Below are 26848 nucleotides of genomic sequence, written 5' to 3' on the forward strand. Positions count from 1 at the left end.
ATATGAAACGTCTCTTTTTTACCCTCATAATATCCCTTGCCGCTGGTTTTGCCTACGCGCAAACCAGCACTCCCGATTCAACTCAGATAGATACCACTACTACCCATAGGAAGCACGTTAAAGTAAAACTTGGCTTTGGTGATGATGTGGCGCAGGTTAACGTGAATGATCCGGATACGGCATACCATGCCCACAAAGCGCCGGGCTTTTCATTTGGCATTACTTTTTCAAGGATCGACCTTGGTTTTGCCACCCTGATTGATAACGGAAGCTTCACCCTGTCGCAAAACAACAAATTCCTGAGCTACCGCCAGTGGAAAACCAGCAACTTTGGTTTTGACGTGCTCCAATTTGGCTATCGCTTTAACAGCGCCTTCAAGATCTACGTATCCGGCGGTTTTGACTGGACGCATATCCGCATCCGTAATGATATTACCATACAGCGCAACGCGCCGGTGCTTACTTACGTGCAGGATAGCATCCATTTCAGCAAAAACCGTTTTTCGTCAAGCTACCTCCGCATCCCGTTATCGTTTTACTACCGCAGCCATGAGGATGACAGGGGTAACTACTTCAGGTTGGTTGCCGGTCCGGAGATTGGAATATTGTTAAACGGCCGTGTAAAGCAGATCAGCGAGGAAAACGGCAAGCAGAAATTTAACGATGACTACCATTTTGCCAAATTGCGCAAAGGTGTATTTGTGCGCATGGGTTACGGCATCATGGGCTTATATGCCAAATACTACTTCAACGATATGTTCGAGGATAGCCCGGCGCAAAAGGGTTTGAGAAACTTTTCGTTTGGTTTAACATTCGGTTTCTGATTTTTTGTGGGATTACACCGATTATTTTAGTGATTACACCGATACCTTACCGGTGGCCGAAAGATGATTTTTAAGAACAGAATCAATTCTGGATATTTTAATGATTGATAAAATCCCCATTCAAATCAGCGGACATAACCACATGAAGAATGGAATAATCACAAATAATCAATCCTCAAAAAATCGGTGTAATCACTAAAATAATCGGTGTAATCCCCAAAATAAAATCAACGGCGTATCTTTACCCCTGATGTCAGATATACCATTTTTCCAGGCGGTTGCCGTAAGTAAAATATATCCCGGTAAACAGCAATCCGGTTTAAAAAAAACGGATTTAACGATTGCTCCCGGGAAGATCACGGCCATTATCGGCGAAAGCGGCAGCGGCAAAAGTACTTTACTAAAGCTGCTCTACGGATTGCTCTCGCCGGATGAGGGTAAGGTTTACTTTAAAGGTGAGCGTATCTGGGGACCGGAAGAAAAACTGATTCCCGGTCATGATGCCATGAAAATGGTAACCCAGCATACTGATGATCTGAACCTTTTTGCCAAAGTATGGGATAATATAGCAGCCATGCTCCCGGCTACCGATCTGAAAGCCAAACAGGAAAAAACCGAGCGTGTACTACGGCAGCTTAACATGTTTACCATGGCCGATAAACGCGTGGCCGATTTAAGTGGCGGCGAAAAACAACGTGTGGCCATAGCCAGGGCCATTGTTACTCAGCCCGCAGTTTTATTTCTGGATGAACCCTTTAACCAGGTAGATACCTCATTCAGGGAGGGTTTGCAGCATGACATCAGGCAGATAGTGAAGGAAACCGGCATAACGGTGATCATGGTATCGCACGATCCGGCTGAGGTGCTTTCGATGGCCGACGAACTCATCGTTTTAAATAAGGGCGAGATAGTTGAAACCGGCAACCCCAAGACGATGTATAAGCATCCGCAAAACCTTTATACAGCTAAGCTTTTAACCAACTGCAATATCTTCAATGCTGCCGAAGCCCATTTTTCGGGCATCAATACCGGGGCACAGTATGTGGTTATTTACCCGGAGCATGTGAAAATAAAACTCATCGCCCCTGCAAAAAACTGGGTGGTAAAACAGGTGCTGTTTAAAGGTTTTTATGAGGAATTAATATTGCGGCAAGGTGAAACCGAAATGCGGGTTTTGAGCGAAGAACCCGGCATGCATACAGAAGGGGAGCAGGTGGCTGTGCGGGTGGATAAATGGCTGGAGTATTAAAATTTTGGACCGCTGCCGTACCTCGCGCCGACAACCGGTCCTTAAACGTATATTAAAAAAAGGTCTTAATGTTTCAGGTTAAGGCTAAGTGTTACCAGGTTTCGGCTTTCAATGTAAGCGGTGCGTTCATTCAGTTTATCCAGGATCTGGTTTAACGCTACCAATATTTTTTTCTTTTTGATGTTGAGTTTGGTGTAAACGGTTTCCTCGTACATCAGCCTGTTACGGGCATCGTAAAACTTTACCGTTTGTACCTTAGGCAGGTTGATGTTGTTTTCAATAACCCAGAAACCCTGGTTGGCAGTTATTTTATCTTGTGCCCGGCTACCGGTAATCAGGGCGGCAATAATGGCGATGGTTGTGATAATTTTTCTCATGGTTTTATTTTATGATGAAACCAATTTAGGCTTACTTCAACTATCAATAAAACATTGCAGCCATACCGCCGCTATCTGTAGATGAACTGTGGATGTGTTACTTTTAGGTACGTTTATCGTATAAACATTACAGGAAACCCGGCTTTTCATGTTGTTCGTCGTTAAACCAAGGTATTTTGTCGCAATTGATTGGTTGTAGAAGCACTATATCATCGCTTTAGCGTAAATTAGTGATATGAATCATGGTTCCGGTTTCCCGTTGGGTAATATCAGGCTGCCTCGCTTTTTGCAGCATCTCGTATTCTGGATCATTGTTTCCTTGTTTATTACCGGCCTGTATTCACTGCAAACCAACTTCTGGGTGTCGCTCCGCAATAATTTGCTTTACATGCCTATCCAGATAGCCTACTACTATGCCATTGCCTATTGGCTTATACCCAAATATGTTTTTCAAAAACGCTATCTAATGTTTATGCTGATGCTAATACCGCTTGTTTTTGCGGTAATGTTTATCAGCCGCACTATAGGGATCCTGTTTGTGGCTCCTTACCTCATCAGGGTGATGCATGTTACCGATGCAGGTTACCTCGAATCAACCAGTCGCCCGTTTTTGGAGCAATTGTTTGATGGGCAAAGCCTAGTCAATTCATTTAAAGGCAATAACCTGTTTACCGGGTTTGTATTGGCTATTAAGCTGTTTAAGATGTGGTACGAGCGCAAACAGGCCGCTTTGGAGGCCGAACTGAACGCCCTGAAAGCGCAGGTTCACCCGCATTTTTTGTTCAATACTTTAAACAACCTTTACTCGCTCAGCCTTAATAATTCGTCTAAATCGCCGCAGGCCATCATGGGCCTGTCGGATATTTTAAGGTATATGCTTTATGAATGTTCGGATCATGAAGTGCTGTTAGAGAAAGAGATCTTTATGATGCAGCAATATGTAAAGCTGGAAAAGCTGCGCTATGAAGACCGTATTGATATTAATTTCACCATCACCGGCGATCTGAAAGATAAAACCATAGCGCCGCTGCTTATTCTTCCCTTTATTGAAAACGCTTTTAAACATGGCGCCAGCGAAAAGGTTGGCGATACCTGGATCAATATCGATGTTAGCGTTACCCTCAACCATTTTAAACTAAAGGTAGCCAACAGCAAACCAGAGCGACCTGTTGATACGGGCAATGACGCTCCGGGGCATATCGGCCTGAAAAATGTAAGCACCCGTTTAAATTTGCTCTACCCTAATACCTCACGACTTAAGATCATCGACGAAGAAGATACTTTTTTTGTAGTGCTCGATCTCGACCTGAAGATAAACAGGCAGCCTAAACCTGCTTTAACCCCACAACCGGCATTGGCATGAAAATCCGCACGCTGATAGTTGATGATGAGCCGCACGCCATTGAGGTGCTGAAGAACTACCTTTCGCGCTTTAGCGAAATGGAAATCACCGCTACCTGTACCGATGGCATCCAGGCCTTCCGCCTGCTACAGCAAAAGCCTGTTGATTTGATGTTCCTCGATATCCAAATGCCCGGTATCAAAGGTACCGATCTGCTTAAAAGCCTTAAAAACCCACCAAAAGTAATTTTCACCACAGCCTACAGCGAATACGCCTTAGATGGTTTTGAACTGAACGCGGTTGATTACCTGCTGAAACCGATCTCGTTCGAACGCTTTTTGAGAGCTGTTGATAAGATCTACCAGTTGAACGAACCAAAAGGCAAGCCGCTGATAAGCCATGAAGAGCCCGTTGGCGATGTCCATACCTTCATTTACCTGAAAGTTGACCGCAAAACGGTTAAGGTGAATATCAATGATATTTTATGGATAGAAAGCCTGCGCGATTATATCAAAGTGGTTGCCCTCAATAACCATGTTTACATTACCCGGCAAAAAATAAGTTTACTGGAAGAGATGCTGCCCGAAAACAGGTTTGTGCGCATTCATCGGTCGTTTATAGTAGCGCTGAACAAAATCGATTCTTTTTATGCCTACAGTATTGATATTGGCGGGCATGAATTGCCTATAGGGCGTAATTATAAGCAGGATGTGCAGAAGAAACTAAAGGCTGAACGCTTGCAGATATGAGATAGAAAAAAGAAGTGCTTTGCGGTGCCTTATAATTAGTTTGAGGATTTTATACGGGTAAGCTATACAGGTTGTTTGTGAAATCTACAACCGCTCTCAATTTTCATTGATCAATATATCCTTCGCCATAATCATGGGTACGCTGATATATTTTTTTTCCATGTAATTGATCACCTTTTCAAGGATCTCGCGCGATTGCTCGTCCATACCTTGCACCTCTTCGGCAAATACCGAGTTGATGGCGGTGTTCCTGATCTCCTTGATCTTTTCGGGCACCCGGCGCATAGCAAGTTCTATGCGGCGTTGTTTAAGCTGCATAATAAACTCGGCAATGTTTTGCTCAATAATGGCTTCGGCATGTACCAGCTCATGATAGCGTTCCTGCAGGTTTTTTTTGGCAACTTCGTTTAACGAATGTACCTCGATAAAGTTAACCGGGAATTGCTCCAAAACCTCGGGAGCGGTATCATTAGGAATGGCTAAATCCACAATGGTTTTGCGCCCGGTTTCGCCGTTTAGCAGCGATTTGTAAATTTCGGGTGTGATGATAGGCTCAACTGCCGAAGTACAGGTGATAATGGCATCGAAACCTTTATTATAGGTTTTTAACGCTTCCAGGCCAAAAGCTTCGCCGTTAAGGTCTTTAGCCAATATTTCGGCATTGGCTACCGTACGGTTAAATACCGTAAAGTTTGAAAATTTATGCTTTTGAAGATATTTAGAAAGGTTGCGGTTGGTTTCGCCTGCCCCGATAATCAATACACGGGCGTTTGAACACAAATTGAGGTCTTTAAGCTTACGATAGGCCAGTGATACAACCGAAATGGGATTTTTTGAAATATTGGTATGGGTATAAACCTCCTTGGCCGTTTTTACCACACAATTCATGATCATGCGCATGGCATCGCCGGTTAAGCCTGCTTCTTTACAATGCTCATAAGCTTTGCGCAACTGGGCCAGAATCTCTTTCTCGCCTACTACCAAACTCTCCAAACTGCATGATGTACGCAACAGGTGTACCATCGCTTCCTGGTCTTCATAGATAGACGCGCTATCCATAAAAGTGCTCAGCGAATCGTGGCAAAGTTCTGTATTAAAGGCTTCTATGAATTTTTTCGCAAAATCTTTATCAACTGTTTGAGGGGTGGTCATTACAAACTCAACGCGGTTGCAGGTAGCCAGGTAGAAGATCTCGGGAATGTTAAATTGGGCTTTTACCTGCGCCAGTTTTTCCGACAGATTTTCCTGACAAACCACCAGTCTACCCAATTCCTTCAGTTCAATCTGTTTGTGCGTAAAAGCTATAACCTTTAGATACTTCAAAGCAGTTTTAAATTTGACCGAACAAAAGTATCACTATTCAGCACATTCAATGTCAATACTTTGTCAGAACGGCTTATTTGGAATGTTTATAAATTAGGAAAATGGCTTCTTTTACCGTATTTAAACTGTTTTATAGACTATTTAACGAAATATTCGTAAATTAAATTATGAATACGTTTAAAAAAATAAGCCTCATCATACTCATCGCGTTTTACATACTGGCAGGCGGCAATCACTTTCTTAATCCGGCTTTTTATTATGCCGTAATGCCCCATAACCTTTTGTATCCGGAGGCTGTAAATATTGTTGCCGGGATAGTTGAAATAGCGCTCGGCTTACTGCTTATTTCAACCCAAACAAGGTATTGGGCCGCCTGGGGCATTATATTAATGCTGGTTGCTTTTTTAACGGTGCACGTGGGTATGATATTTAAAGCGCCGTTTAAGGTAGAGGGCTTAACGGTAACGCCCTTGTTTGCCTGGCTAAGGCTTGCGGCACAGTTTTTACTGATAGCCTGGGTTTACCGGCACACCAACGACAAGCAGAAATTAGTTTAAACCAATTGAGCTTTTGGGTGTTGGAAGAAATGACTCACCCGGCCTACACTTTGCTGGGCCACTTTCTCTATCCTCGGATAAAGGGGGTGAACAACAAATAATCCTCTCTTTACGGCTTGCCGTAGAGAGGGCTGACGAGCGCAGCGATGTCGGGGTGAGTAAACAAAAACGGATATCTAAATACAATATATGGATCTGCAAAGTGTTGAATTGCGCAACCTGGAGGTACAGGATTACCAGGAGTTAAAAAAATCAATGAAATCGGCCTATATGGATATGGACGAAGATTATTGGGATGCCAACTCCATTAAAAAACTCATTAAGCTTTTTCCCGAAGGGCAGATCTGTGTTACGGTTAACGATGTGGTAGTAGGGTGCGCTTTATCCATCATTGTTGATTATCAGAAATTTGGTGATAACCATACCTATAAACAAATAACCGGCGACAGTACCTTTAAAACCCATAACGATAAAGGTGACGTATTATATGGCATCGATATTTTTGTGCACCCCAATTACCGGGGATTGCGCCTGGCCCGCAGATTATATGAGGCCCGTAAGGCCCTCTGCGAAAAGCTGAACCTGAAAAGCATCATTGCCGGGGGGCGCATCCCCAACTATCAAAAATATCAGAATGAACTGACTCCCCGTCAATACATTGATAAGGTGAAATATAAGGAGATTTATGATCCTACCTTGTCGTTTCAGCTCTCCAATGATTTTCACGTACGAAAAGTGCTGAAAAACTATTTGCCGGAAGACAGCCGCTCAAAAGGGTTTGCAACACTGATTGAATGGAACAATGTGTATTATGAAGAGGTAAGCAATGCCATTAATCACAAAACGGTGGTGCGCATAGGGTTGGTGCAGTGGCAGATGCGATCATACAATAACATCAGCGAGCTGCTTAAACACGCGGAGTACTTTATTGATGCGGTGAGCGATTACCAGGCCGATTTTATCCTGTTTCCCGAGTTATTCAATACGCCGTTGATGGCCGATTATAACCACATGGATACGGCCAAGGCCATGCGCGAACTGGCGAAATATACAGATCAGATTGTAGAAGAGTTTGGCAAACTGTCGGTATCCTATAACGTGAACATCATAGCAGGCAGCATGCCCAAAATTGAGGAGGAATCGTTATACAATGTATCCTACCTGCTTCGCCGTAATGGCAGCATGGAAGAGGTTTTTAAAATCCATCCCACGCCGGCCGAGATCAGCTCATGGGGGATCCGTGGCGGCGACGAGGTAAAGGTTTTTGAAACAGATGCGGGTAAAATCGGGATCCTGATCTGTTATGATGTGGAATTTCCGGAACTTTCACGCATATTGGCAGGGCAGGATATGCAGATCCTGTTTGTACCTTTCCTTACCGATACGCAAAACGGCTACAACCGGGTTAAATTTTGCGCCCAGGCCCGCGCCGTGGAAAACGAATGTTATGTGGCCATTGCAGGCTGTGTAGGTAACCTGCCCAATGTTAATAATATGGGGGTGAGCTACGCGCAGTCGGCCGTGTTTACGCCTTCTGATTTTGGGTTTCCTACTAATGGTATTCAATCTGAGGCTACACCTAATACCGAGATGATCGTTATCGCGGATGTTGATCTGTCCTTGTTAGATGAGTTGCATGAGTACGGTAGTGTGCAGAATATTAAGGATAGAAGGACTGATCTGTATAATGTTACTTTTAACGGGAAGAGGGTGTAAGCAGGATTGATTACCCCCGTTGTTCTGTAGCAGAATGTTTGTTTATAGTTACTGTACCATCAGGGTCTCTCGCAGAGGACCCTGATGGTTTTGCGATGCGTATATCGTGATAAATTTTGCAGCGCATATAGAATAAACTTACCGTCCCATCTGGGTCTCTCCCAAAGGACGCTGATATTTGCGATATTCATACTGCGATAAGCTCTGAAGCCCATATTAGAATAAACTCACTGGTTTTATCTGATTAATGTCCGTCCAAAAATCGCGATAATCTGCAATGGCAACATACTCATGAGGCTTAGATAAATGATAGAAAGCCGCGCTGCTATGCGGGTAAATAGTAAAATCGCTACATAATGACCATTTACCCATTACAGGGTTATGATGTATGTAATCTATTTTTTGATGAAGAAATGCTGTGGAAAATATAGGCTTGGCATCAAATGATAGTTCGAAAACCTTATGTTTTTGTCCTTTTGCTTTTTCTTTTTCCGTGCATGCGGCCGAAAGTCGCTCTAACAGATCTGTTTTACATGATGCTTTTAATCTTTTAGTAAGCTCATAAGCAAGGAATCTTTTACCATTACTTATAATTTTATTGAGTCCGTTCTCATTTTCATATAGTTTAATAATTATATGAACGTGATTGGGCATAAATACAAATGCGTGGGTTTGTACTTGATATCGATTGGCTATAAACTGGAGCCAGTTATACAATAAATCATAGGAATTTGTGATCTCAAATAATGGAATCTAGGCATAACAGGTAAAAGTAATAAACCATGTTTCGCCTGAGTTATCGTGTAAAGTTCGGGTCGCCATATTTAAAAGTAGATATAGTTATCGATTTTGGATAATATTACGTTGTAATAGTGAAGTTTTGTGCTTGGAGCAATAACCGACATCCTCAGGGGCCTCTGCGAGAGACCCTGAGGGGACAGAAAGGCTGGAGTTGCTAGTGCTGTAGGTTTTAACGCTGTATCCAAAGTTGTTAATGCCATAACAAGTGATGATAGTAAAGATAAACAGAAACGATGAAGACCATATTCGGACAATATAAAAAGGAATTAGAATACGTTACAGCTTTAGTATCATTTTTAGGGCCAATCTACCTAATTGGAAAGATTTATGTATTAATTAAGATTAAAAAAGTTAATTATGTTGATATAATAGTATTATCTGTTTGCTTCTTAATATTAATTGCCTCTTATATATATTTAAGCCCTGTTCAAAGATACAAGGCTGTAGGTTTTCTCATTGTTGCATTATTTGTTGCACTAATTGTTGTTCTAATTGCGAAACTATTTCGGATACCTCTTTAGCAAGGTAAAAAATATATTGCCCCGCCCCGTTACATTTAATGTGCTTAGGATTATTTTGCAATAAATCTAATAGGAGGGACACCAGGCACCCGCTGCGCATGATGCCAGGGGAGACGCTGGTTCGCAAGCAAGCTTATGACAATTCGTCCCATCAGGGTCTCTCGCAGAGGACCCTGATGGAGGCATAGCTGCTTTTTGCAGAAGGCCGGGGCAATGAGCGAACGAAGTAGGGCAAAATTTAGCAGCCCGTGGTTCTGCCCGGTTTGCAGGGCAAAGGCAAGCGAAGGTATGGTGTCAGGCCGAAGCGCAAAGAAGCCTCCTGCATATGTATTCTACAGAATATCATCGACCAATATTAATTACTATGCCATTACTTTTTTGAGCTTATCTTCTCCCCCAATAACACTAAATTAGCCGCCATGATCAGGCAAGAAAACTTTACCCTTCCCGGCGCTAAGGGCCGCCCTATGCTTATTGACGTTACTTACGATGACACTTTTAAAAACGCGCCGCTGGTAATTTTTGCGCATGGTTTTAAGGGGTTTAAAGACTGGGGAACGCATGATCTGCTGGCCCGTTATTTTGTTGAAAACGGGTTTCGCTTTCTCAAATTTAATTTTTCGCATAACGGCACTACCCCGGCTCACCCGCAGGATTTTGCCGATCTGACCGCCTTTGCCGATAATACCATCAGCATCGAACTGGAAGACCTCGATACTATTATCGATTTTGCCTGCAGCGGTGCAAGTATGCCCGTTGCTGATGGGATCTACCTCATAGGCCACAGCATGGGTGGTGGTGTAAGTATCATCAAAACAGCCGAAGACCCGCGCATAAAAAAGTTGGTCACCATGGCATCTATATCCGGCTTTAGCAGCCTTTGGCCGCAGCAGATTGAGCAGCAATGGCGTTTACAGGGTGTGTTTTATTTTGAAAATAAACGTACCGGTCAGCAAATGCCTATCAAATCAACCTTGCTGGACGATCTGGACGCGAACCCGCTTAGATTAGATATTGCCAGGCAGGCGGCAAAAATAACGCGGCCATGGCTTATTGTTCATGGCGATGCCGACCCAACCGTACCGGTAGAACGGTCATTACTGTTGCATGAGGCCAACCCGCTGGCCGTTTACGTGGTACAAAAAGGAGCCGATCACACTTTTGGCGGCTCGCACCCGTTTGCTGGAGATACCTTGCCTGCCCAACTGAAGGAATTTGCCGATACCGCGATATCATTTTTAAGTAAATAAAATTGAGTATCTTTCAATCAATCGTAACTTTTTTGCGTTAGTTACATCATAGCCTATATAAGTGCTATAATTGTTGTTATGAGCTTACCTGCATCGCGCAAAAAAGGACGAAAATACCAAAATACGATACCCACAGATGAAGCCGGCTTTGGCAAAATGGTCCCGATTTTGAGGGAGTACATGAACAACAAAGCCGAGAATACGCCAAAGAAAACCCTGGGGCCTTTTAAAACAGACCCATCGGTTTACCATACCCCGCCGCCGTCCGGTTTACGCATTACCTGGATAGGACATTCAAGTATTTTAATTGAAATTGATGGTAAGCGCATTTTAACCGACCCGGTTTGGAGCGATAGGGCATCGTTTTCGCAGTCATTCGGCCCTAAGCGTTTTTTTCAGCCGCCGATAGCTTTGGCAGATTTGCCGCCGCTGGATGCCGTGATCCAATCGCACGATCATTATGACCACCTGGATAAAGCCACTATTCATTTTTTTGCAGGTAAAAATATCCCTTTCTTTTGTTCGGTGGGGGTGGGGCAATATCTTAAAAAATGGGGTATAGCACCTCATCTTATAACGGAAATGGACTGGGGTGACAGCGCGCTGATCAGCAACGAAATTGTGTTAACCTCAACACCATCGCGCCATTTTTCGGGCCGGGGTATTGTTTGCCGTAATGAAACACTCTGGGCTTCGTTTGTAATTAAAGGGCCGGAGCATAATATTTATTTCGGGGCTGATTCGGGTTATTCGCCCCAGTTTAAGGAGATAGGAGATACATTTGGTCCGTTTGATTTAACCATGCTGGAAATTGGCGCTTACGGTAAATACTGGCCCGATATCCACATGGGGCCTGATCATGCCTCCAACGCTCATCGCGATTTGAAAGGCGAGCTCATGATGCCTATCCACTACGGCACCTTTAACCTTGCCCCCCACGCCTGGTACGAACCTGTTGAATGGCTGGTACCGTTGGCTGTGCAAAAACATATTGATTTATTTGTACCCAAACCCGGCGAGCCGACGGAAGTAAAAGGCGCATATAATTCTGATTGGTGGAAGGAATATTTGAGCCCCCTCTAAATCTCCCCCTAAAGGGAGGAGACTTTTTGTCGTGATGGGATAAGCTTTGTAACTTTACAACATTCCAACCTTAAAACAAAAGTTGCCTCGATGTCCCAACCTTATATCTTAGTCGTAAACGGTAAACCCGAAGGGCCGTTTACCATACCCGAGCTAAAAAGCCGTGGTATTAAACCCGGCGATTTTGTGAAAACCGATGATATGGTTGATTACAAAGAGGCGCATGAAGTTCCGGAACTGCGCGAACTGTTTGGTTTTGCAAAGCCTAAGCTGCTTATGCAGTATTATGGCAGTTTTGATCAGCGCTGGCTGGCCTCAGCCTTAGATTGGTTTATTGTTTTTGGGGCGTTTGTATTATTGGCGGCATTGGTGGTTTTTGTATTTATAACCGACAAGCAGGCGCGGATTTTTACTTCGTTAGCTATCGTTGGGTTTACGCCTGTCGGCAAATTTATTTATCAAGTTGTGATGGAAAGTTCGGATAAACAGGCAACCATCGGTAAGCAGGTGCTCAAAATAAAGGTGGTGGATATGGATGGCAACAGGATTTCTGTTGGGAAGGCAATTGGGCGTAACCTTGCCAAGACGTTTTCGGTACTTACATTTTTTGTTGGGTACCTGATAGCCTTTTTTAATAAGCAGCAGCAGTGTTTGCATGATATGATTGCTGGTACGTTGGTGATTAAGGATAGGTTGGTGTGATTTTGTATATTAGTTTATGCTTGTTGATATGAAAAAGGCAACTGTACTTGAAATACTTAAATCTTTCGGTGACGAAGTTGACACGGAAAAGCTGATAGAGAAGCTTCTGCTATTTAAAAATAATGAGAGTTATGATCCAGAATTTGTAGTAAAGATACAAGAGAGCAAAAAACAGATAGAAAAGGGTGAAACACGGATTATAGATATAGACGATCTGTAATCGAAAACCGGTTTAGATGTCATTTCCGCCTCACCAATTTGTATTTCAACTCTCCCCATTTCAAATGAACCGAATCTGCACTGAAATCAATATTGTAAATGTTTAAAGTGTCACCTTTTATCTTAAAAAGATAATCCTTTTGTTGTTTTGTATAAATATTAAAGCTAAACTGGTCGAGATCATTTTGCGGGCCCGCCTCAAAATCGGTGTTAACATAATAGGTTTCATAACCAGTAAAGCCGCTTACCTTACCTTCGTTATTAAAGGAGATGTTGGATGTTGTCCCGTTAGTGTCGGTCAATTCATAATTTCCACTAATGAGCAGCTTGTTGGTAATATAGGTTATACCATATCCCAAATCGTTATCTTTCTGTTTGGCTAAAACCCTGATGTATTTTACGCTGTCAATAACCTGGTTGTTTTTGTTGTAGTGATAAAGCAGCAGGGTAGTGTCGCCGCCTGCTATCTGATATCCAAGTTCATAAAAATTACTATTTACCTCATAGTCGGGCCAATTGGTTTTTAGTGAATTTGGTTGATGTCCCGGTTTAAAAAATAGCGTGAAGCTTGCGCCTTCATGGTTATTCAAACTTACACCAACTACCGTACTGTCTTTTTCTGCGGAATCTAAATTGATTTCAAGTGCCGCAGCTCCGGCTAATTTTTTTGACGATATATATGGAGATTTGGTACGGCTGAGATCGGTAATATAATCGCTGGTAACCCAAATACCTTGAATAAATGGTTTGAATTGCTGTACCAGCCCGGAGATAGTATTTGTGTTTTTGACGCGCAAAACAGTATCAGAAACGGGTGCCTTAGTTTTGCTTTTACAGGATATAAAAGCTGTTGCAATCACGACAAGAAGCCATCTATATTTCATTTGTTGCTGATAAGGTTAACGATGGAGCTAAATTAGATATTTCCGGCAAATTGAGAATTACTTTGATAATAATTATCATTTATCTACGCTCAAGCTAATCTCAACATATTCACTAAATTTGCATTATATTAATTTCCATCACTGATGAATACTGATGCTGTTAAAGTGCTGCCCGGTCGTTATTGTAACTCCTTAACCGAATATTCGCGTTTTGTTACCCGCGAGGTTAATATCGGCGATGTGCCCATGGGCGGCAATAATCCAATCCGCATACAAAGCATGACTACTACCGATACCATGGATACCATTGGTACCGTTGAGCAAACCATCCGCATGGTTGATGCCGGTTGCGAGTATGTGCGTATCACGGCGCCCAGCATCAAAGAGGCCCAAAACCTGGCCGAAATTAAAAAGCAGCTCCGTGCCCGTGGCTACACCGTGCCGCTGGTTGCCGATATCCACTTTACCCCCAATGCTGCCGAGGTAGCCGCCCGCATAGTTGAAAAAGTACGCGTAAACCCCGGCAACTACGCCGATAAAAAGAAATTCGACCAGATAGATTATACCGACCTGGAATACCAGTGCGAGCTGGAACGCATTTTCCAAAAGTTTGCCCCGCTGGTAAAAGTGTGTAAAGAGTATGGCACCGCCATGCGTATAGGTACCAACCACGGCTCGCTGAGCGACAGGATCATGAGCCGCTACGGCGATACCCCGCAAGGCATGGTAGAGTCGGCAATGGAATTTATGCGGATGTGCGAGCAGTTGAATTACTATAACCTTGTGATCTCCATGAAATCGAGCAACCCGCAGGTAATGGTACAAGCCTACCGTTTACTGGTTGAAACCATGGTTGCCGAAGGAATGAATTATCCCCTGCACCTTGGTGTAACCGAAGCCGGCGATGGCGAAGACGGCCGCATTAAATCTGCCGTAGGTATAGGTACTTTGTTAGAGGATGGCCTCGGCGATACCGTACGCGTATCCCTAACCGAAGAACCTGAAGCAGAAGCACCTGTAGCGATTGAATTAGTTCGCCGTTACACGGAGCGGAAAAGCCTCACCCCAAACCCCTCTCCGGGGGAGAGGGGCTTAAAACCCAAAGTCTCCCCAACCGGGGGAGATTTAGAGGGGGCTCATTCTCCCTATAACTACAAAAAGCGCGAAACCTACGAGGCCAACGCTTTTATTGGCGGGCACTTGGTGCCGCGCGTGGTGATTGATCTATCAAAAAAGAACCTGAAAGATCCGGCTGTTTTGAACGAGGCCGGTTACCTGTACTCGCCGCTGCTGGATAAATATAACATGGCCGAAGCGTCGGTTGATTTTGTTTACTTAGCCGATGAGTTGCCGTCGTTCAACTTGCCGGGCAATTTGAAACAGTTATATAATTACAACACCTGGCTTAAACTGGCCGATAAAACCAACTGCCACCCGGTATTTACCTTGCAGGAATATATTGGCGACGTCGACCGTTCGTCAAAGCTGAACATGGTGAGGCTGCAGCCTGCCGATATTGATTCGGATGCTTTTGGGTCGATCCCCCTGGATAACTCATTAGTGTTGGTATTGGAAACCGAAGCCCTGCACGGAATGGCCGAGCAGCGCGCCTTCTTCTTTAAAATGGAAGAATTAGGGTTGGATGTACCGGTGATTGTGAAGAGGAGTTACAGCAGCCCCACCCAACCCTTCCCGGAAGGGAGGGCTTTAACGCAAAAAGTCTCCCCAACCGGGGGAGATTTAGAGGGGGCTGATTTAGAAGCTGCTGTTTCTAAACTGCAGCTCTACGCTTCAACAGACATCGGCGCTTTGTTGGTTGATGGCTTTGGTGATGGCATCTGGATAGATGCTCCTGAATTACCTACCGGTGTAATCACCTCCACCGCTTTTGGTATTTTGCAGGCTACCCGCTCACGGATCTCCAAAACAGAATATATTTCATGCCCGAGCTGCGGACGTACGCTATTCGATCTGATGATCACTACCCAGATGATCCGCAGCCGTACCAGTCACCTGAAAGGGTTAAAAATTGGTATTATGGGCTGTATAGTAAATGGCCCCGGCGAAATGGCCGATGCCGATTATGGCTATGTAGGGTCGGGTACGGATAAGATTACCCTTTACCGCGGTAAAGAGGCGGTGAAAAAGAATATCAGTTCGGCCAATGCGCTTGATGAGTTGATCAATATCATAAAAGCTGATGGGAATTGGATTGATGTAGAAGTGGCTGAATAATGTCTGAATCAGAATTTACAGAATTTTAGAATTAGCAGAATATAAAGAGAGCCGGGTAGTTGATCCGGCTCTCTTCTTTGTATTAAACTTTTTGAAGCTTGTATAAGCGTATAATTGAGTGTTGGCTTCAGCTATTATCCGCCTTTTGATAAATAAGCCAGATAAGGTTTGAAACTTCAACCGCGCCAAATTGTACACTCCTGGTACCGGAACTTATCTCATATACTACAACAATGATGGTATTGTTATAAATTGGGTCGTTTGCGGAGAAGCTCTCGCCGGTTGATTTCCAATCAAAATCCCAGACGTTTAAGCCATCGATGTCGTAACGGTGCCCGTCGATTACCGAGGTCTGAAAGTTCCAGTGTGCGGTAGGTTCCATTTTGTTTTTAACAGGAAAAACTAAGCTACACCAAATACTCAAACAAAGTCTGATCCTTATTCAATTCAATCACATTAAACCTATGCGTGTGCATCCGCTGTAACAGTGCCGGGTAATCCTCCGCGTTTTTCAACTCGATGCCTACCAGCGCGGGGCCGTTTTCCTTTTCATTCTTTTTGATAAACTCAAAACGGGTAATATCATCTCCGGGGCCTAATACATTGGTCACAAACAGTTTTAAAGCACCCGGACGTTGCGGGAACCTTACGATGAAGTAATGTTTCAATCCCTCGTACAACAGCGATTTTTCCTTGATCTCCTGCATGCGGGCAATATCGTTGTTGCCGCCGCTGATGATGCAAACTACCTTTTTGCCCTTGATCTGCTCTTTGCAGGTATCAAGCGCGGCTACCGATAGCGCGCCGGCCGGTTCAACTACAATGGCATCCTCGTTGTACAATTTCAGGATGGTGGTGCAGATCTTTCCTTCGGGTACCAGCAGCATATCATCCAGGATCTCTTTGCAGATCTCGTAGGTTAAGGCGCCTACACGTTTTACGGCGGCTCCGTCAACAAAGCGGTCTATCTCATCCAGGGTGATGGGCTTGCCATGGTTGATAGCGCCCAGCATTGATGGGGCACCTTCAGGCTCAACGCCTATCAGGTGGATGTTCGGGTTGTTATTTTTAAGATAGGTGCCTGTGCCTGATGCAAAGCCGCCACCACCGATAGGCATAATAGCCACTTCTACATCGGGTAAGTCTTGCAGTATTTCAACACCCACGGTTCCCTGGCCTTCAATAATCCGGTAATTATCGAAAGGGGGGATGAAGGTCATTTTATTTTTTTCGGTGTAAATGAGCGCTTCGGCCAGGCAATCGTCAAACGTATCGCCGGTAAGCACAATCTCAATATTACCGTTGCCAAACATGGCGGTTTGTTTAACCTTTTGTTTGGGGGTAATTTCGGGCATAAAAATTACGCCTTTAATATTTTTTTTATTGCACGAAAAGGCTACGCCCTGGGCATGGTTCCCCGCGCTGGCGCAAACCACGCCACGGCTCAACTCATCATCATTCAGCTGACTGATCATATTATAGGCGCCGCGCAATTTGTATGAGCGCACAACCTGCAGGTCTTCGCGCTTTAAATAAACCTCACACTCGTATTTTGCCGAAAGCCCGGCGTTATATTGCAGCGGGGTATGTTTCACAACATCCTTTACCCGCTGGTATGCCGCTTCAAAATCAAGCAGGCCTTTTGTATCAGTTTCCATTGTTAATTTTTTACCAGTCGGTGCGCCATCAGGCTTTGCAAATCCTGGTCATTGATGTCAAGCTTGCTATCGGCAAGCGTTAAAAAGTTATTGTAAACAAAAGCAAGTTCTTCCTTATCCAGCGTATATCCTAAACGCTCCAGATGGAATTTCAGAGCATGCCTGCCGCTGCGCGCGGTTAGCACTATTGTGGCGCTCGGAAAGCCTACATCTTCAGGTCGAATGATCTCGTAATTTTCACGCATTTTCAGGAAGCCGTCCTGGTGAATGCCCGAGCTGTGTGCAAAGGCGTTGGCACCTACAATAGCTTTATTTGGCTGTACCGGCATCCGCATCTGCGTACGGATCATCTGGCTCAGCTCGTAGAATTTTTTCGAATCGATATTGGTATGCAGGCCTAAGGTATGGTGCGTTTTCAGAATCATCACCACCTCTTCTATCGAGGTGTTACCTGCGCGCTCGCCAATACCATTAATGGTACCTTCAATCTGGCGGGCACCGTTTTGCAAACCGGCTATGGAGTTGGCAGTAGCCAAGCCCAGGTCGTTATGGCAATGTACCGAAATGATAGCCTGATCAATATTTTTAACGTTCTCTTTCAGAAACCTGATCTTGGCGCCGTATTGATCCGGCAGGCAGTAGCCATTGGTATCCGGGATGTTCACCACGGTAGCGCCTGCAGCTATAACGGCCTCAACCATCTGGGCCAGATAAACCACATCGGCACGGCCGGCATCTTCGGCATAAAACTCAATGTCCTCAACCGATTTTTTGGCGTATTTCACAGCTTCAACAGCGCGCTCCAAAATCTCTTCGCGGGTGCTGTTAAATTTGTGCTTAATATGCATATCCGACGAGCCGATACCCGTATGGATGCGCGGACGTTTGGCATATTGCAGCGATGCTACAGCGGCATCAATATCGCCTTTGTTGGCACGGGTAAGCGCGCAAACGGTAGGCTCTTTAACAGCCTTTGAAATTTCAACGACGCTCTGGAAGTCGCCCGGGCTTGAAACCGGGAAACCTGCTTCAATGATATCCACGCCCAGCAGTTCCAGTTCCTTAGCTATCTCAATCTTTTCGGGGGTTGTTAACTGGCAACCCGGTACCTGCTCGCCATCACGAAGCGTGGTATCAAAAACATAAACGCGGTTGGGATCGTGTAACATATCTTATTTTAGATTTGAGATGTTAGATATGAGATTTGAGACTCATGCCTAATCATCAGTGTTATTGTTTTTTGTTCCTTTTATTTTTTGTGAGAAGTAAGGTTTGAGATAGATAGAAATCTCATGTCTCAAATCTCACGTCTCATATCTTTTTAGAGCGGACATTCAAGTTAGAGAAAAAAATCTCATATCTCAAATTCCTCGAAATCGCTTTTACAAATCGGCGGTACGTGGCTCCTATGGAGCCTTAAAATTCTTTCAATCTCCTGCTATAAACACGTTACCCCTCTGGGGTACTTTTATAACTCCGTTAGGAGTATCGTGTTTTATAGTTATGTTTTGCTCCGTTCTCCCGGCTCCATAGGAGCCTCGTGTTCTAAAAGCGATTTTCTTCGTCCTCTATTTACTCTTTCACTGCAATGAACCTTAACCTTTTATAATCGGCGTACCATTGGCCGTTCTCGTTATAAAAAGGTTCGAGCTTTTTGGTGATCTCGGCCAGGATCTGTTCTTTCTCATCTGCCGGGATCCCGTCTAAAAATTGTGCGCCAAACATAGTGATCCATTTGGCTACGCCCTGGTGGCCATCCTGAAGCGGGGTTTTACGGTCGTAATGAATTACATAAGTAACCCTGAAACCGTGCTCTTCCAGCTTGGTAGTGTATTCGCCTACTGACGGGAAGTACCAAACTTTGGTATCAGCTTTTTCATTGTAGCCATGATTGTGCAGTACTTGTTTGGTGGCGTGGATCAGGCGTTCAACGTTGCCTTTGCCACCCATCTCCGCAACAAATCTGCCACCCTTTTTCAGGCTGTTGAATACGCTGCGGATTGCGCCGTTCGCATCAAGTACCCAGTGCAGGGCCGCGTTCGAGAATACGGCAATCATATTTCTCGTCGGTGTAAAAATCGGCCGCGTTCTCCACCGCGAAATCAACATCCGGGTAAAGCTGTTTAGCCTGCGCTATCATTTCGGGCGAATAGTCGGTGCCTTTTACAATGGCGCCTTTATCCTGGATTTGTTTGGTTAAATGGCCTGTACCGCAACCCAGATCGAGGATGCGCTCACCAGGTTTCACATCCAGAAACTCCAACACATCCTCTCCGTATTTAAATACGAAGGCGTGTTTTTGGTCGTATAAATCAGCGTTCCATTTCATGTATCAGCCCCCTCTAAATCTCCCCCGGTAGGGGAGACTTTTTTATGTTATTTTTTTATATAATATTATTAAGTTCCCTTTTTTAAGCCCTCCCTCCCGGGGAGGGTTTGGGTGGGGCTTATAAATATTCAAGCACTTTTTGGCCCATAGCCGTGGTGCCTAAAATTTTGGCTTTGTCGGTATTGGCATCAGCGATATCGCCGGTGCGGTAGCCGTCTTTCAGCGCTTTATCAATAGCGTCGGTTATCTTTTTGGCTTCCTCCTTCAGACCGAAGCTGATTTCGAGCATCAGTGCAACCGATAGGATAGAGGCCAGCGGGTTAGCCTTGTCCTGGCCGGCAATATCATGTGCCGAACCGTGGATCGGCTCAAAAAAACCGGTACCATCACCTACCGAAGCTGAAGCCAGCATACCCATCGAACCTGCAATTTGCGAAGCTTCGTCGGTCAAAATATCACCGAAAAGGTTGGCGGTTAATACCACATCAAACTTTTTAGGGTTTTTAACCAGCTGCATGGCCGCGTTATCGATAAACATGTGCTCGGTTTCAACATCAGGGTATTGTTTGGCAATTTCCTGTACCACTTCGCGCCACAGGCGTGAAGCTTCCAGTACGTTTGCCTTATCAACCGAACATAACCTTTTGCCGCGCACCCGTGCCGCCTCGTAAGCTTTGATGGCGATGCGTTCAACCTCGTAACGAGAGTAAATCATCAGGTCGGAAGCGGTATTCCTGTCTTCACTGCGTTTTTTCTCTCCGAAGTAAACGTCGCCGGTCAGCTCGCGGAAGAAAAGGATATCAGTACCTTTCAATATTTCGGGCTTCAGGCTTGATGCATCCAGAAGCTCATCAAACAGCATAATAGGGCGTAGGTTGGCATACAGGCCAAGCTCTTTACGGATCTTCAACAATCCCTGCTCCGGGCGTACCTTAGCCGACGGATCGTTATCATATTTGATATGACCGATAGCGCCAAACAGGATAGCATCGCTTGCTTTAGCTTTTTCCAGCGTTTCATCAGGCAGCGGATTGCCGGTTGCCTCGATGCCAGCGTGGCCCATCAGGGCTTCATCGAACGTAAATTCGTGGCCGAAATCCTGACCGATCTTTTCTAAAACTGCTTTACCCCAGGTGGTAACCTCGGGGCCTATCCCGTCGCCGGGTATTACTAAAATGTGTTTTTTAATTCCCATAAGCCCCCTAACCCCCTAAAGGGGGAATTTTTGAGTTAATTATTATTTTTTGTTCCTCTTACTTCTTTTAATTTCATCACCATTTGCTCGGCCTTGGTTTCTACCCATTGGGTGTACTCATCAATAGCCAGCAGGCGCAATTCATCGTCGATGTAACCTTCCTCAACCATTTGTTTGGATTGGGCTACCTTGGCCCAGATGCCGACTTTGCTTATAAAATTGGCTTCACCTTGCAGGTAAACCTCATCGGCATCAAAGGTTTCGATGTTGGTAAAACCTGCTTCCTGCAAATAGCCGGGCAGGTCTTCGGCAATATGGTTGTTCATACCTGCATCGCCCCGCCACCTTAAAAAGGTAGCATAAAAGCGCTGCATACTTACCGGCGGCTGCGGCTGCCATTGCAAAGCCTCGTGGTTGTAATCCAAAATGGATACCATACCACCAGGTTTCACCAATGAATACATTTTCTTCAAAGCCTCAACCGGGTTGCTGAGCCATTGCAGCACCCGCGCAGATACGATCAGGTCGTACTGCTCGCCAGGTTCAAAGCTAAACAGATCGGCATAGATCAGATCCATGTTTTTTACCGGGGCATAAGTTTCCTTACCGCTCTCAATAAAATAGGCCGTATTATCAATACCCGTAACATAACCGCTTTCACCAACCAGCATCGCTATATCCTTAGATATAGCGCCTGTACCACAACCCACATCCAATACCCTCAGGCCCGGCCTAAGCATAGGGGCAAGGGTAGCATAATCATTCGCTAAACTCCGTTCATCGAATAATTTGGCGGTACCTTTGCCTTCTCTTTGGATGTGTTTTTGTTCAGTCATTTTGATTTGCGGTCATTGTTTGCTTCGCAGTCATTAGGTCATTGAGTCATTTTTTTCTGACCTTTTACCTTTCGCCTTTAACCTTTCGCCTTTTACCTCGCTAATTCAAATTCCTCAATCTTGCCTTTTTGGCTCAGGATGTAGTCGATATCATCGTAGCCGTTGATGAGGCAGGCTTTTTTGTATGGATTGATCTCGAAGCTTTCCTGCTCGCCGGTTGATGAGATAGTGATGGTCTGGCTTTCCAGGTCGATCTCTATTTCGGCTTTATGATCGGCATAAACCGCGTCGAAGATCTTTTTCAGGAAATCGTCGCTTACCTGTACCGGTAATAAACCATTGTTAAGGGCGTTGCCTTTAAAAATATCCGCAAAAAAGCTGCTCACTACGGCATCGAAACCATAATCAGAAATAGCCCAGGCAGCATGCTCACGGCTACTGCCGCAACCAAAGTTTTTGCCCGCTACCAGTACTTTACCGCTAAAAGTTGGGTGGTTAAGTACGAAATCCTCTTTAGGGTTATCGTTCTCATCAAAACGCCAGTCGCGGAACAAGTTATTGCCAAAACCATCGCGGGTAGTGGCTTTCAAAAACCTTGCAGGGATGATCTGGTCGGTATCGATATTCTCGATAGGCAGCGGCACCACTGTGGTTTGAACGTGTTTAAATATTTTAGTCGCCATTCTTTTCTTTTTTTCTGAACCGGAATTTGTCGAATTTTTTAAATTACACGAATTTTAGAATTCTTTGAATCAGGTTTTAATTCTGATCATTCTTTAATTCGGTTAATTCCGGTTCAGACATTATCCGGATTATACTTCTTATTCAATAATCGCTTAAACTGGAGGCTCTTACTTCCAAAATTAATGAGCAACCCGGTTTTTATATTGTATGCTTCAAGGTAATTAATGCCCTGGGCAAGGTGAACATCTTCCAAAAATATAATCGCTTTCAGTTCAACCATTATTTCACCCTCAACAAAAAAATCAACCCGTCGCGTACCAATCTGCTCGTTTCTGTAAAAAATCGGCATCTCCTTCTCTCTTACAAATCCTAAGCCTTCATGAGCCATTTCAAGCTCTAAAGCCCTTTGATAAATTGCCTCCTGAAAACCATTCCCCAAAACTGAATGAACCCTCATCGCACAACCGATGATTTTGCTTGAGCAGTCTTTAAATTCCGTGGGCGTTTTCTTGAGATTCTCCATTTATTTTTCTGAACCTGAATTTATTGAATTAAGGAATTTCCCGAATTTCAAAAGCCCATTCAAAAAATTCATTTTATTTTATTTTTCTGAACCTGAATTTGTCGAATTAAAGGATTACACGAATTTCAAAAGCCAATTCAAAAAATTCTAAAATTCGTGTAATTCAACAAATTCGTTTAATTCCGGTTCAGACAACTTCCTCCGCGAGGAACTCCCTTATATCCGTAACCTTCCCCGTAATAGCACTCGCAGCCGCTGTTAAAGGGCTTGCAAGGAAAGTACGGCTGTTAGGTCCCTGCCTTCCTTCAAAGTTTCTGTTTGAGGTTGATACGCAGTATTTACCTGCGGGGATCTTATCCTCATTCATACCAAGGCATGCGCTACAGCCTGGTTCTCTTAGCGGGAAGCCGGCTTCGTTAAATATTTTGTCCAGGCCTTCGGCTATGGCTTGTTGCTGTACCTGTTTTGAGCCCGGAACTACCCATACGGTAACATTATCGGCTTTGTGTTTGCCTTTTACAAACTCGGCTACCTGGCGCAGGTCTTCAATGCGCGAGTTGGTGCAGCTGCCGATGAATACGTAATCTATCGGTTTGCCCAATAGCGTTTCGTCATCGCGCAGGCCCATGTAATCGAGGGCTTTTTTATATGATCCCTGCTCTTTGGCCTCGAACGAAGCAGTTTCAGGAACGTGTTGTGTTACGCCGATACCCATACCCGGATTGGTTCCGTAGGTGATCATCGGCTCAATATCTTCTGCTTTGAATGAAAGCACCGCGTCAAATTGGGCATCCTCATCAGAGTACAGCGTTTGCCAGTAGGCAACCGCTTTGTCCCACTCTTCGCCTTTAGGGGCAAATTCGCGGCCTTTTACATAGTTAATGGTGGTTTCGTCGGGAGCGATCAACCCGCAACGGGCACCCATCTCAATACTCATATTACAGATGGTCATGCGGCCTTCCATGCTCAACGAGCGGATGGTATCGCCCGCATATTCTACGGCATAGCCGGTACCGCCGGCAGCCGAGATCTGCGCAATGATGTAAAGGATAATATCTTTAGCGCCAACGCCTTTTTGCAATTTGCCGTTCACTTCAATTTTCATGCGTTTAGGGCGCGACTGAAGTAAACATTGTGTAGCCAGCACCTGCTCAACCTGCGATGTGCCAATGCCAAAGGCAATAGCACCGAAAGCGCCATGGGTTGAAGTGTGGCTGTCGCCGCAAACATAAGTACCACCCGGACGGGTGATGCCCAGCTCAGGGCCTATAACGTGAACGATACCCTGGTACGGGTGGCCTAAGCCATATAGCTCAACACCAAACTCTTTACAGTTTTTGGTGAGCATATCTACCTGGTAGCGTGAAAGTTCTTCTTTAATAGGTAAGTGCTGATCGATAGTAGGAACGTTATGATCGGCAGTGGCCACAGTTTGTTTTGGCCTGAAAACGGGTAAACCCCTTTGACGCAAGCCATCAAATGCCTGCGGACTGGTTACCTCGTGAATGAAATGTGTATCGATATACAAAATATCCGGGAACCCCTCGCTGCTGCTGACGACGTGCGCATCCCAGATCTTATCAAATAATGTAGCCCCACCCCGGCCCTCCCCGGTAGGGAGGGAGACATGATTACTTATTTTTTTTTCTTCGCTCATAATAACTGTAGTATTTATTAAAAAGTCCTCCCCTTCCGGGGAGGATTTAGGAGGGCTGGCTTAAGCTTCTACAACCTGGTTTTCAGGGCGCAGGCTGCGTACTGTTTTACCGGCTTGCCATAATTCGCTTTCGCGTAATTCTTTCAGTTCGGCATCCAGTTTTTCGCGGTAATCCGGCTGGCTGTTTGAATCGATAGAGCGTTGAGATTCTTTACCGGTAGCAACGCTTTCGTAAAGCTCTTCAAATACCGGTTTGGTAGCATCGCGGAATTTTTTCCACCAGTCAAGCGCGCCGCGCTGAGCAGTAGTTGAGCAGTTGGCATACATCCAGTCCATACCGTTTTCAGCAACAAGCGGCATTAATGATTGGGTAAGTTCTTCAACAGTTTCGTTAAATGCCTCAGACGGGGTGTGGCCTTTACTACGTAATACATCGTATTGAGCAGCGAAGATACCCTGGATACAACCCATTAAAGTACCGCGCTCGCCGGTTAAATCGCTGTATACTTCTTTTTTGAAATCGGTTTCGAACAGGTAACCGCTACCTACAGCTATACCTAATGCAATTACCCTATCCCATGCTTTGCCGGTAGCATCCTGGAAAATAGCAAAGCTTGAGTTTAAGCCGCGGCCTTGCAGGAACATACGACGCAACGAAGTACCCGAACCTTTAGGCGCAACCAAAAATACGTCAACATCAGCAGGAGGAACGATTCCTGTTTGCTCGTTGAAAGTGATACCAAAGCCGTGAGAGAAATAAAGGGCTTTACCCGGAGTTAAGTGTTTTTTAACAGTTGGCCATAACGCAATCTGGGCTGCATCGCTCAATAAGTAGCAGATAACAGTTCCTTTTTCAAGGGCCTCTTCAATTTCAAAAAGTGTTTCGCCGGGAACAAAACCATCGCTGATAGCTTTATCCCATGTTTTGGTGCCTTTACGCTGACCAACAATTACGTTGATACCATTGTCTTTCTGGTTCAGAGCCTGACCAGGACCTTGTACGCCATAGCCAATTACCGCTACAACTTCGTTTTTTAATACTTCCTGAGCTTTAGATAAAGGGAACTCTTCGCGGGTTACTACGTTTTCTTCAGTGCCGCCGAAATTTAGTTTTGCCATTGTTTTATTATTTGATTTTTTTGGTGATTTCAATGATTTAGTTGATTTCACCGATTTTTATTTTATGCTAATTTAAGTTTATATACTCCAGTTGTACTTCATTGCTTCCAGTCGCGGTACCAAACATGTTTTGGTTTGATCGCTTTCGTCTACAAATATTTTAACAGTATCTCCAGCTTTTTTTTCGTTGACTAAAAGGAAATCAGTTGTAGTAGAATTACCAAAAATTTTATTGCCCAATCCATCCGAAAAATAGTAATTTACCAGGAATTTTGATTGAAATGTCCTGAATGTAGTCGTCCCATTATGTGAGGATATTGAAACTACATTCGCGTCCCTAATTATTCCGGTTTTATAAAGATTGAATTTTTTTAAGGCCGGGAAAAAACCTATAAATAAGAAAATCACGCCCATCAATCCAAAAATACCAGGTAAAATGAAAAACACTCCGAATGGAAAACTAAAAGGTTTCAGGTTTTTAATAACAGATTGGTTTTTGTAACTCAATACCTTTATTTCATTTCCAACTGCTAAACCGGAAATCTTTTCCAGATCGAAGGTTTCAAACTTATCTTTAACCACAGATCCATTGTTTTCATATTCATAACTGATGGTGACCGGATGTTCTCCGTTCTCACTTACGTTTTGCATTGTCTGAATGTAGGTGATCTTAGCATTCTTTTCTATGCCGTTTTTCTGTATTGCTTCATTATCATATTTCTCATAGGGTTGTGTACCCGCTACCGAAATAATTAAAGCTACAGGAAGCAATATCAATACCGCACCGCCCGTAAATGTGATCCCCATAAAAGAAAAAGGCCTTTTTTCTTTAAGCAGATTGTAAAACACTGCCCAACCAATTTGTCTTTTATTATTCACTTATTTAATTTCTGTTTCTCTGGTATGCAATCTTAATTCTTCAAAACCGGGAAACGCTTTCCTAAAATAACTTAGGAGGGCATTTCCTGATGTGGGACTGGTGCTTTAGCTTTAACCTTTCGGCTTTCAGCCTTAA

General features: G+C 44.3%; 28 protein-coding genes. 12 read left to right on the forward strand and 16 right to left on the reverse strand.

The features are described 5' to 3' along the window. The first annotated feature begins 2 nt into the window (after window positions 1–2). On the forward strand, window positions 3–824 hold the full coding sequence (locus LX99_RS12045; RefSeq protein WP_109608119.1) for an outer membrane beta-barrel protein: 822 nt from the start codon (window positions 3–5) through the stop codon (window positions 822–824). A gap of 250 nt (window positions 825–1074) precedes the next feature. After that, window positions 1075–2073: an ABC transporter ATP-binding protein gene (locus LX99_RS12050; protein ID WP_109608120.1), complete on the forward strand. Its 999-nt coding sequence runs from the start codon at window positions 1075–1077 to the stop codon at window positions 2071–2073. A gap of 65 nt (window positions 2074–2138) precedes the next feature. On the opposite strand, the gene LX99_RS12055 is transcribed toward LX99_RS12050, so the two are convergent. Next, window positions 2139–2450 carry a hypothetical protein gene (locus LX99_RS12055; RefSeq protein WP_109608121.1) on the reverse strand — a complete coding sequence of 104 codons (312 nt, stop codon included), beginning with the start codon at window positions 2448–2450 and terminating at the stop codon, window positions 2139–2141. Window positions 2451–2685: 235 nt separating this feature from the next. Here LX99_RS12055 and LX99_RS12060 point away from each other — a divergent pair, with 235 nt between their 5' ends. Together LX99_RS12060 and LX99_RS12065 are read left to right on the forward strand one after the other, a co-directional pair. Beyond that, window positions 2686–3813 carry a sensor histidine kinase gene (locus tag LX99_RS12060; RefSeq protein WP_109608122.1) on the forward strand — a complete coding sequence of 376 codons (1128 nt, stop codon included), beginning with the start codon at window positions 2686–2688 and terminating at the stop codon, window positions 3811–3813. After that, window positions 3810–4541, forward strand: a complete 732-nt coding sequence (locus LX99_RS12065; RefSeq protein WP_109608123.1) for a LytR/AlgR family response regulator transcription factor — start codon at window positions 3810–3812, stop codon at window positions 4539–4541. The genes LX99_RS12060 and LX99_RS12065 overlap by 4 nt, the downstream gene beginning before the upstream one ends. Before the next feature lie 96 nt (window positions 4542–4637). Here LX99_RS12065 and hemA read toward each other — a convergent pair whose 3' ends face one another. Continuing rightward, window positions 4638–5864 (reverse strand): glutamyl-tRNA reductase, encoded by a 1227-nt coding sequence (hemA, locus tag LX99_RS12070; protein WP_022833388.1) that lies wholly within the window; start codon window positions 5862–5864, stop codon window positions 4638–4640. A gap of 167 nt (window positions 5865–6031) precedes the next feature. On the opposite strand from hemA, the gene LX99_RS12075 reads away from it, so the two are divergent. Next, window positions 6032–6421 carry a DoxX family protein gene (locus LX99_RS12075; RefSeq protein ID WP_109608124.1) on the forward strand — a complete coding sequence of 130 codons (390 nt, stop codon included), beginning with the start codon at window positions 6032–6034 and terminating at the stop codon, window positions 6419–6421. Between the two features lie 189 nt (window positions 6422–6610). Next, on the forward strand, window positions 6611–8137 hold the full coding sequence (locus LX99_RS12080) for a carbon-nitrogen hydrolase family protein (protein ID WP_109608125.1): 1527 nt from the start codon (window positions 6611–6613) through the stop codon (window positions 8135–8137). A 216-nt stretch (window positions 8138–8353) separates the two neighbouring features. Here LX99_RS12080 and LX99_RS12085 read toward each other — a convergent pair whose 3' ends face one another. Then, complete coding sequence (locus tag LX99_RS12085) at window positions 8354–8854, reverse strand: transposase (RefSeq protein WP_170122688.1); 501 nt, start codon at window positions 8852–8854, stop codon at window positions 8354–8356. A gap of 317 nt (window positions 8855–9171) precedes the next feature. Here LX99_RS12085 and LX99_RS12090 point away from each other — a divergent pair, with 317 nt between their 5' ends. From LX99_RS12090 to LX99_RS12110, 5 genes are all read left to right on the forward strand, one after another. After that, window positions 9172–9459: a hypothetical protein gene (locus LX99_RS12090; protein ID WP_109608127.1), complete on the forward strand. Its 288-nt coding sequence runs from the start codon at window positions 9172–9174 to the stop codon at window positions 9457–9459. A gap of 419 nt (window positions 9460–9878) precedes the next feature. Further along, the gene (locus LX99_RS12095) at window positions 9879–10709 is read left to right on the forward strand and encodes an alpha/beta hydrolase family protein (RefSeq protein ID WP_109608128.1); all 831 of its coding nucleotides are present in this window, start codon (window positions 9879–9881) and stop codon (window positions 10707–10709) included. Between the two features lie 78 nt (window positions 10710–10787). Further along, complete coding sequence (locus LX99_RS12100; RefSeq protein ID WP_109608129.1) at window positions 10788–11792, forward strand: MBL fold metallo-hydrolase; 1005 nt, start codon at window positions 10788–10790, stop codon at window positions 11790–11792. A gap of 90 nt (window positions 11793–11882) precedes the next feature. After that, window positions 11883–12494, forward strand: a complete 612-nt coding sequence (locus tag LX99_RS12105) for an RDD family protein (protein ID WP_109608130.1) — start codon at window positions 11883–11885, stop codon at window positions 12492–12494. 28 nt (window positions 12495–12522) lie between these two features. Then, window positions 12523–12714, forward strand: a complete 192-nt coding sequence (locus LX99_RS12110; RefSeq protein WP_146203111.1) for a DUF2683 family protein — start codon at window positions 12523–12525, stop codon at window positions 12712–12714. 19 nt (window positions 12715–12733) lie between these two features. Here LX99_RS12110 and LX99_RS12115 read toward each other — a convergent pair whose 3' ends face one another. Continuing rightward, entirely contained in the window at window positions 12734–13510 is a 777-nt protein-coding gene (locus LX99_RS12115) for a hypothetical protein (protein ID WP_146203112.1), read from the reverse strand. A 231-nt stretch (window positions 13511–13741) separates the two neighbouring features. Here LX99_RS12115 and ispG point away from each other — a divergent pair, with 231 nt between their 5' ends. Continuing rightward, window positions 13742–15832, forward strand: a complete 2091-nt coding sequence (gene ispG, locus LX99_RS12120; RefSeq protein WP_109608132.1) for a (E)-4-hydroxy-3-methylbut-2-enyl-diphosphate synthase — start codon at window positions 13742–13744, stop codon at window positions 15830–15832. A 127-nt stretch (window positions 15833–15959) separates the two neighbouring features. Here ispG and LX99_RS12125 read toward each other — a convergent pair whose 3' ends face one another. The 12 genes from LX99_RS12125 to LX99_RS12175 form a co-directional block, all read right to left on the reverse strand. Further along, window positions 15960–16214, reverse strand: a complete 255-nt coding sequence (locus LX99_RS12125) for a hypothetical protein (protein ID WP_109608133.1) — start codon at window positions 16212–16214, stop codon at window positions 15960–15962. A 25-nt stretch (window positions 16215–16239) separates the two neighbouring features. Beyond that, entirely contained in the window at window positions 16240–17490 is a 1251-nt protein-coding gene (gene ilvA, locus LX99_RS12130) for a threonine ammonia-lyase IlvA (RefSeq protein ID WP_109608134.1), read from the reverse strand. 2 nt (window positions 17491–17492) lie between these two features. Beyond that, complete coding sequence (locus tag LX99_RS12135) at window positions 17493–18659, reverse strand: 2-isopropylmalate synthase (protein ID WP_109608135.1); 1167 nt, start codon at window positions 18657–18659, stop codon at window positions 17493–17495. Between the two features lie 403 nt (window positions 18660–19062). Continuing rightward, a complete protein-coding gene (locus tag LX99_RS26065; protein WP_245927901.1) occupies window positions 19063–19548 on the reverse strand; it encodes a hypothetical protein in 486 nt (161 codons plus the stop codon). After that, on the reverse strand, window positions 19505–19819 hold the full coding sequence (locus tag LX99_RS26070) for a class I SAM-dependent methyltransferase (RefSeq protein ID WP_245927902.1): 315 nt from the start codon (window positions 19817–19819) through the stop codon (window positions 19505–19507). The genes LX99_RS26065 and LX99_RS26070 overlap by 44 nt, the downstream gene beginning before the upstream one ends. 118 nt (window positions 19820–19937) lie before the next feature. Continuing rightward, window positions 19938–21008 carry a 3-isopropylmalate dehydrogenase gene (gene leuB, locus LX99_RS12145; protein ID WP_109608451.1) on the reverse strand — a complete coding sequence of 357 codons (1071 nt, stop codon included), beginning with the start codon at window positions 21006–21008 and terminating at the stop codon, window positions 19938–19940. A gap of 41 nt (window positions 21009–21049) precedes the next feature. Then, entirely contained in the window at window positions 21050–21850 is an 801-nt protein-coding gene (locus LX99_RS12150; RefSeq protein ID WP_109608136.1) for a methyltransferase domain-containing protein, read from the reverse strand. 92 nt (window positions 21851–21942) lie between these two features. Further along, window positions 21943–22533, reverse strand: a complete 591-nt coding sequence (gene leuD / locus LX99_RS12155) for a 3-isopropylmalate dehydratase small subunit (protein ID WP_109608137.1) — start codon at window positions 22531–22533, stop codon at window positions 21943–21945. Between the two features lie 113 nt (window positions 22534–22646). Continuing rightward, window positions 22647–23057 carry a GxxExxY protein gene (locus LX99_RS12160; protein WP_109608138.1) on the reverse strand — a complete coding sequence of 137 codons (411 nt, stop codon included), beginning with the start codon at window positions 23055–23057 and terminating at the stop codon, window positions 22647–22649. Window positions 23058–23244: 187 nt separating this feature from the next. Continuing rightward, window positions 23245–24714, reverse strand: coding sequence for a 3-isopropylmalate dehydratase large subunit (gene leuC / locus LX99_RS12165; RefSeq protein ID WP_109608139.1), 1470 nt, complete (start codon window positions 24712–24714; stop codon window positions 23245–23247). A gap of 60 nt (window positions 24715–24774) precedes the next feature. Then, window positions 24775–25833 (reverse strand): ketol-acid reductoisomerase, encoded by a 1059-nt coding sequence (gene ilvC, locus LX99_RS12170; RefSeq protein WP_022830316.1) that lies wholly within the window; start codon window positions 25831–25833, stop codon window positions 24775–24777. Between the two features lie 78 nt (window positions 25834–25911). Then, window positions 25912–26712 (reverse strand): DUF3592 domain-containing protein, encoded by an 801-nt coding sequence (locus tag LX99_RS12175; RefSeq protein ID WP_146203113.1) that lies wholly within the window; start codon window positions 26710–26712, stop codon window positions 25912–25914. Window positions 26713–26848: the final 136 nt, after the last annotated feature.

It is taken from the genome of Mucilaginibacter oryzae (assembly GCF_003148845.1).
GTDB lineage: Bacteria > Bacteroidota > Bacteroidia > Sphingobacteriales > Sphingobacteriaceae > Mucilaginibacter > Mucilaginibacter oryzae.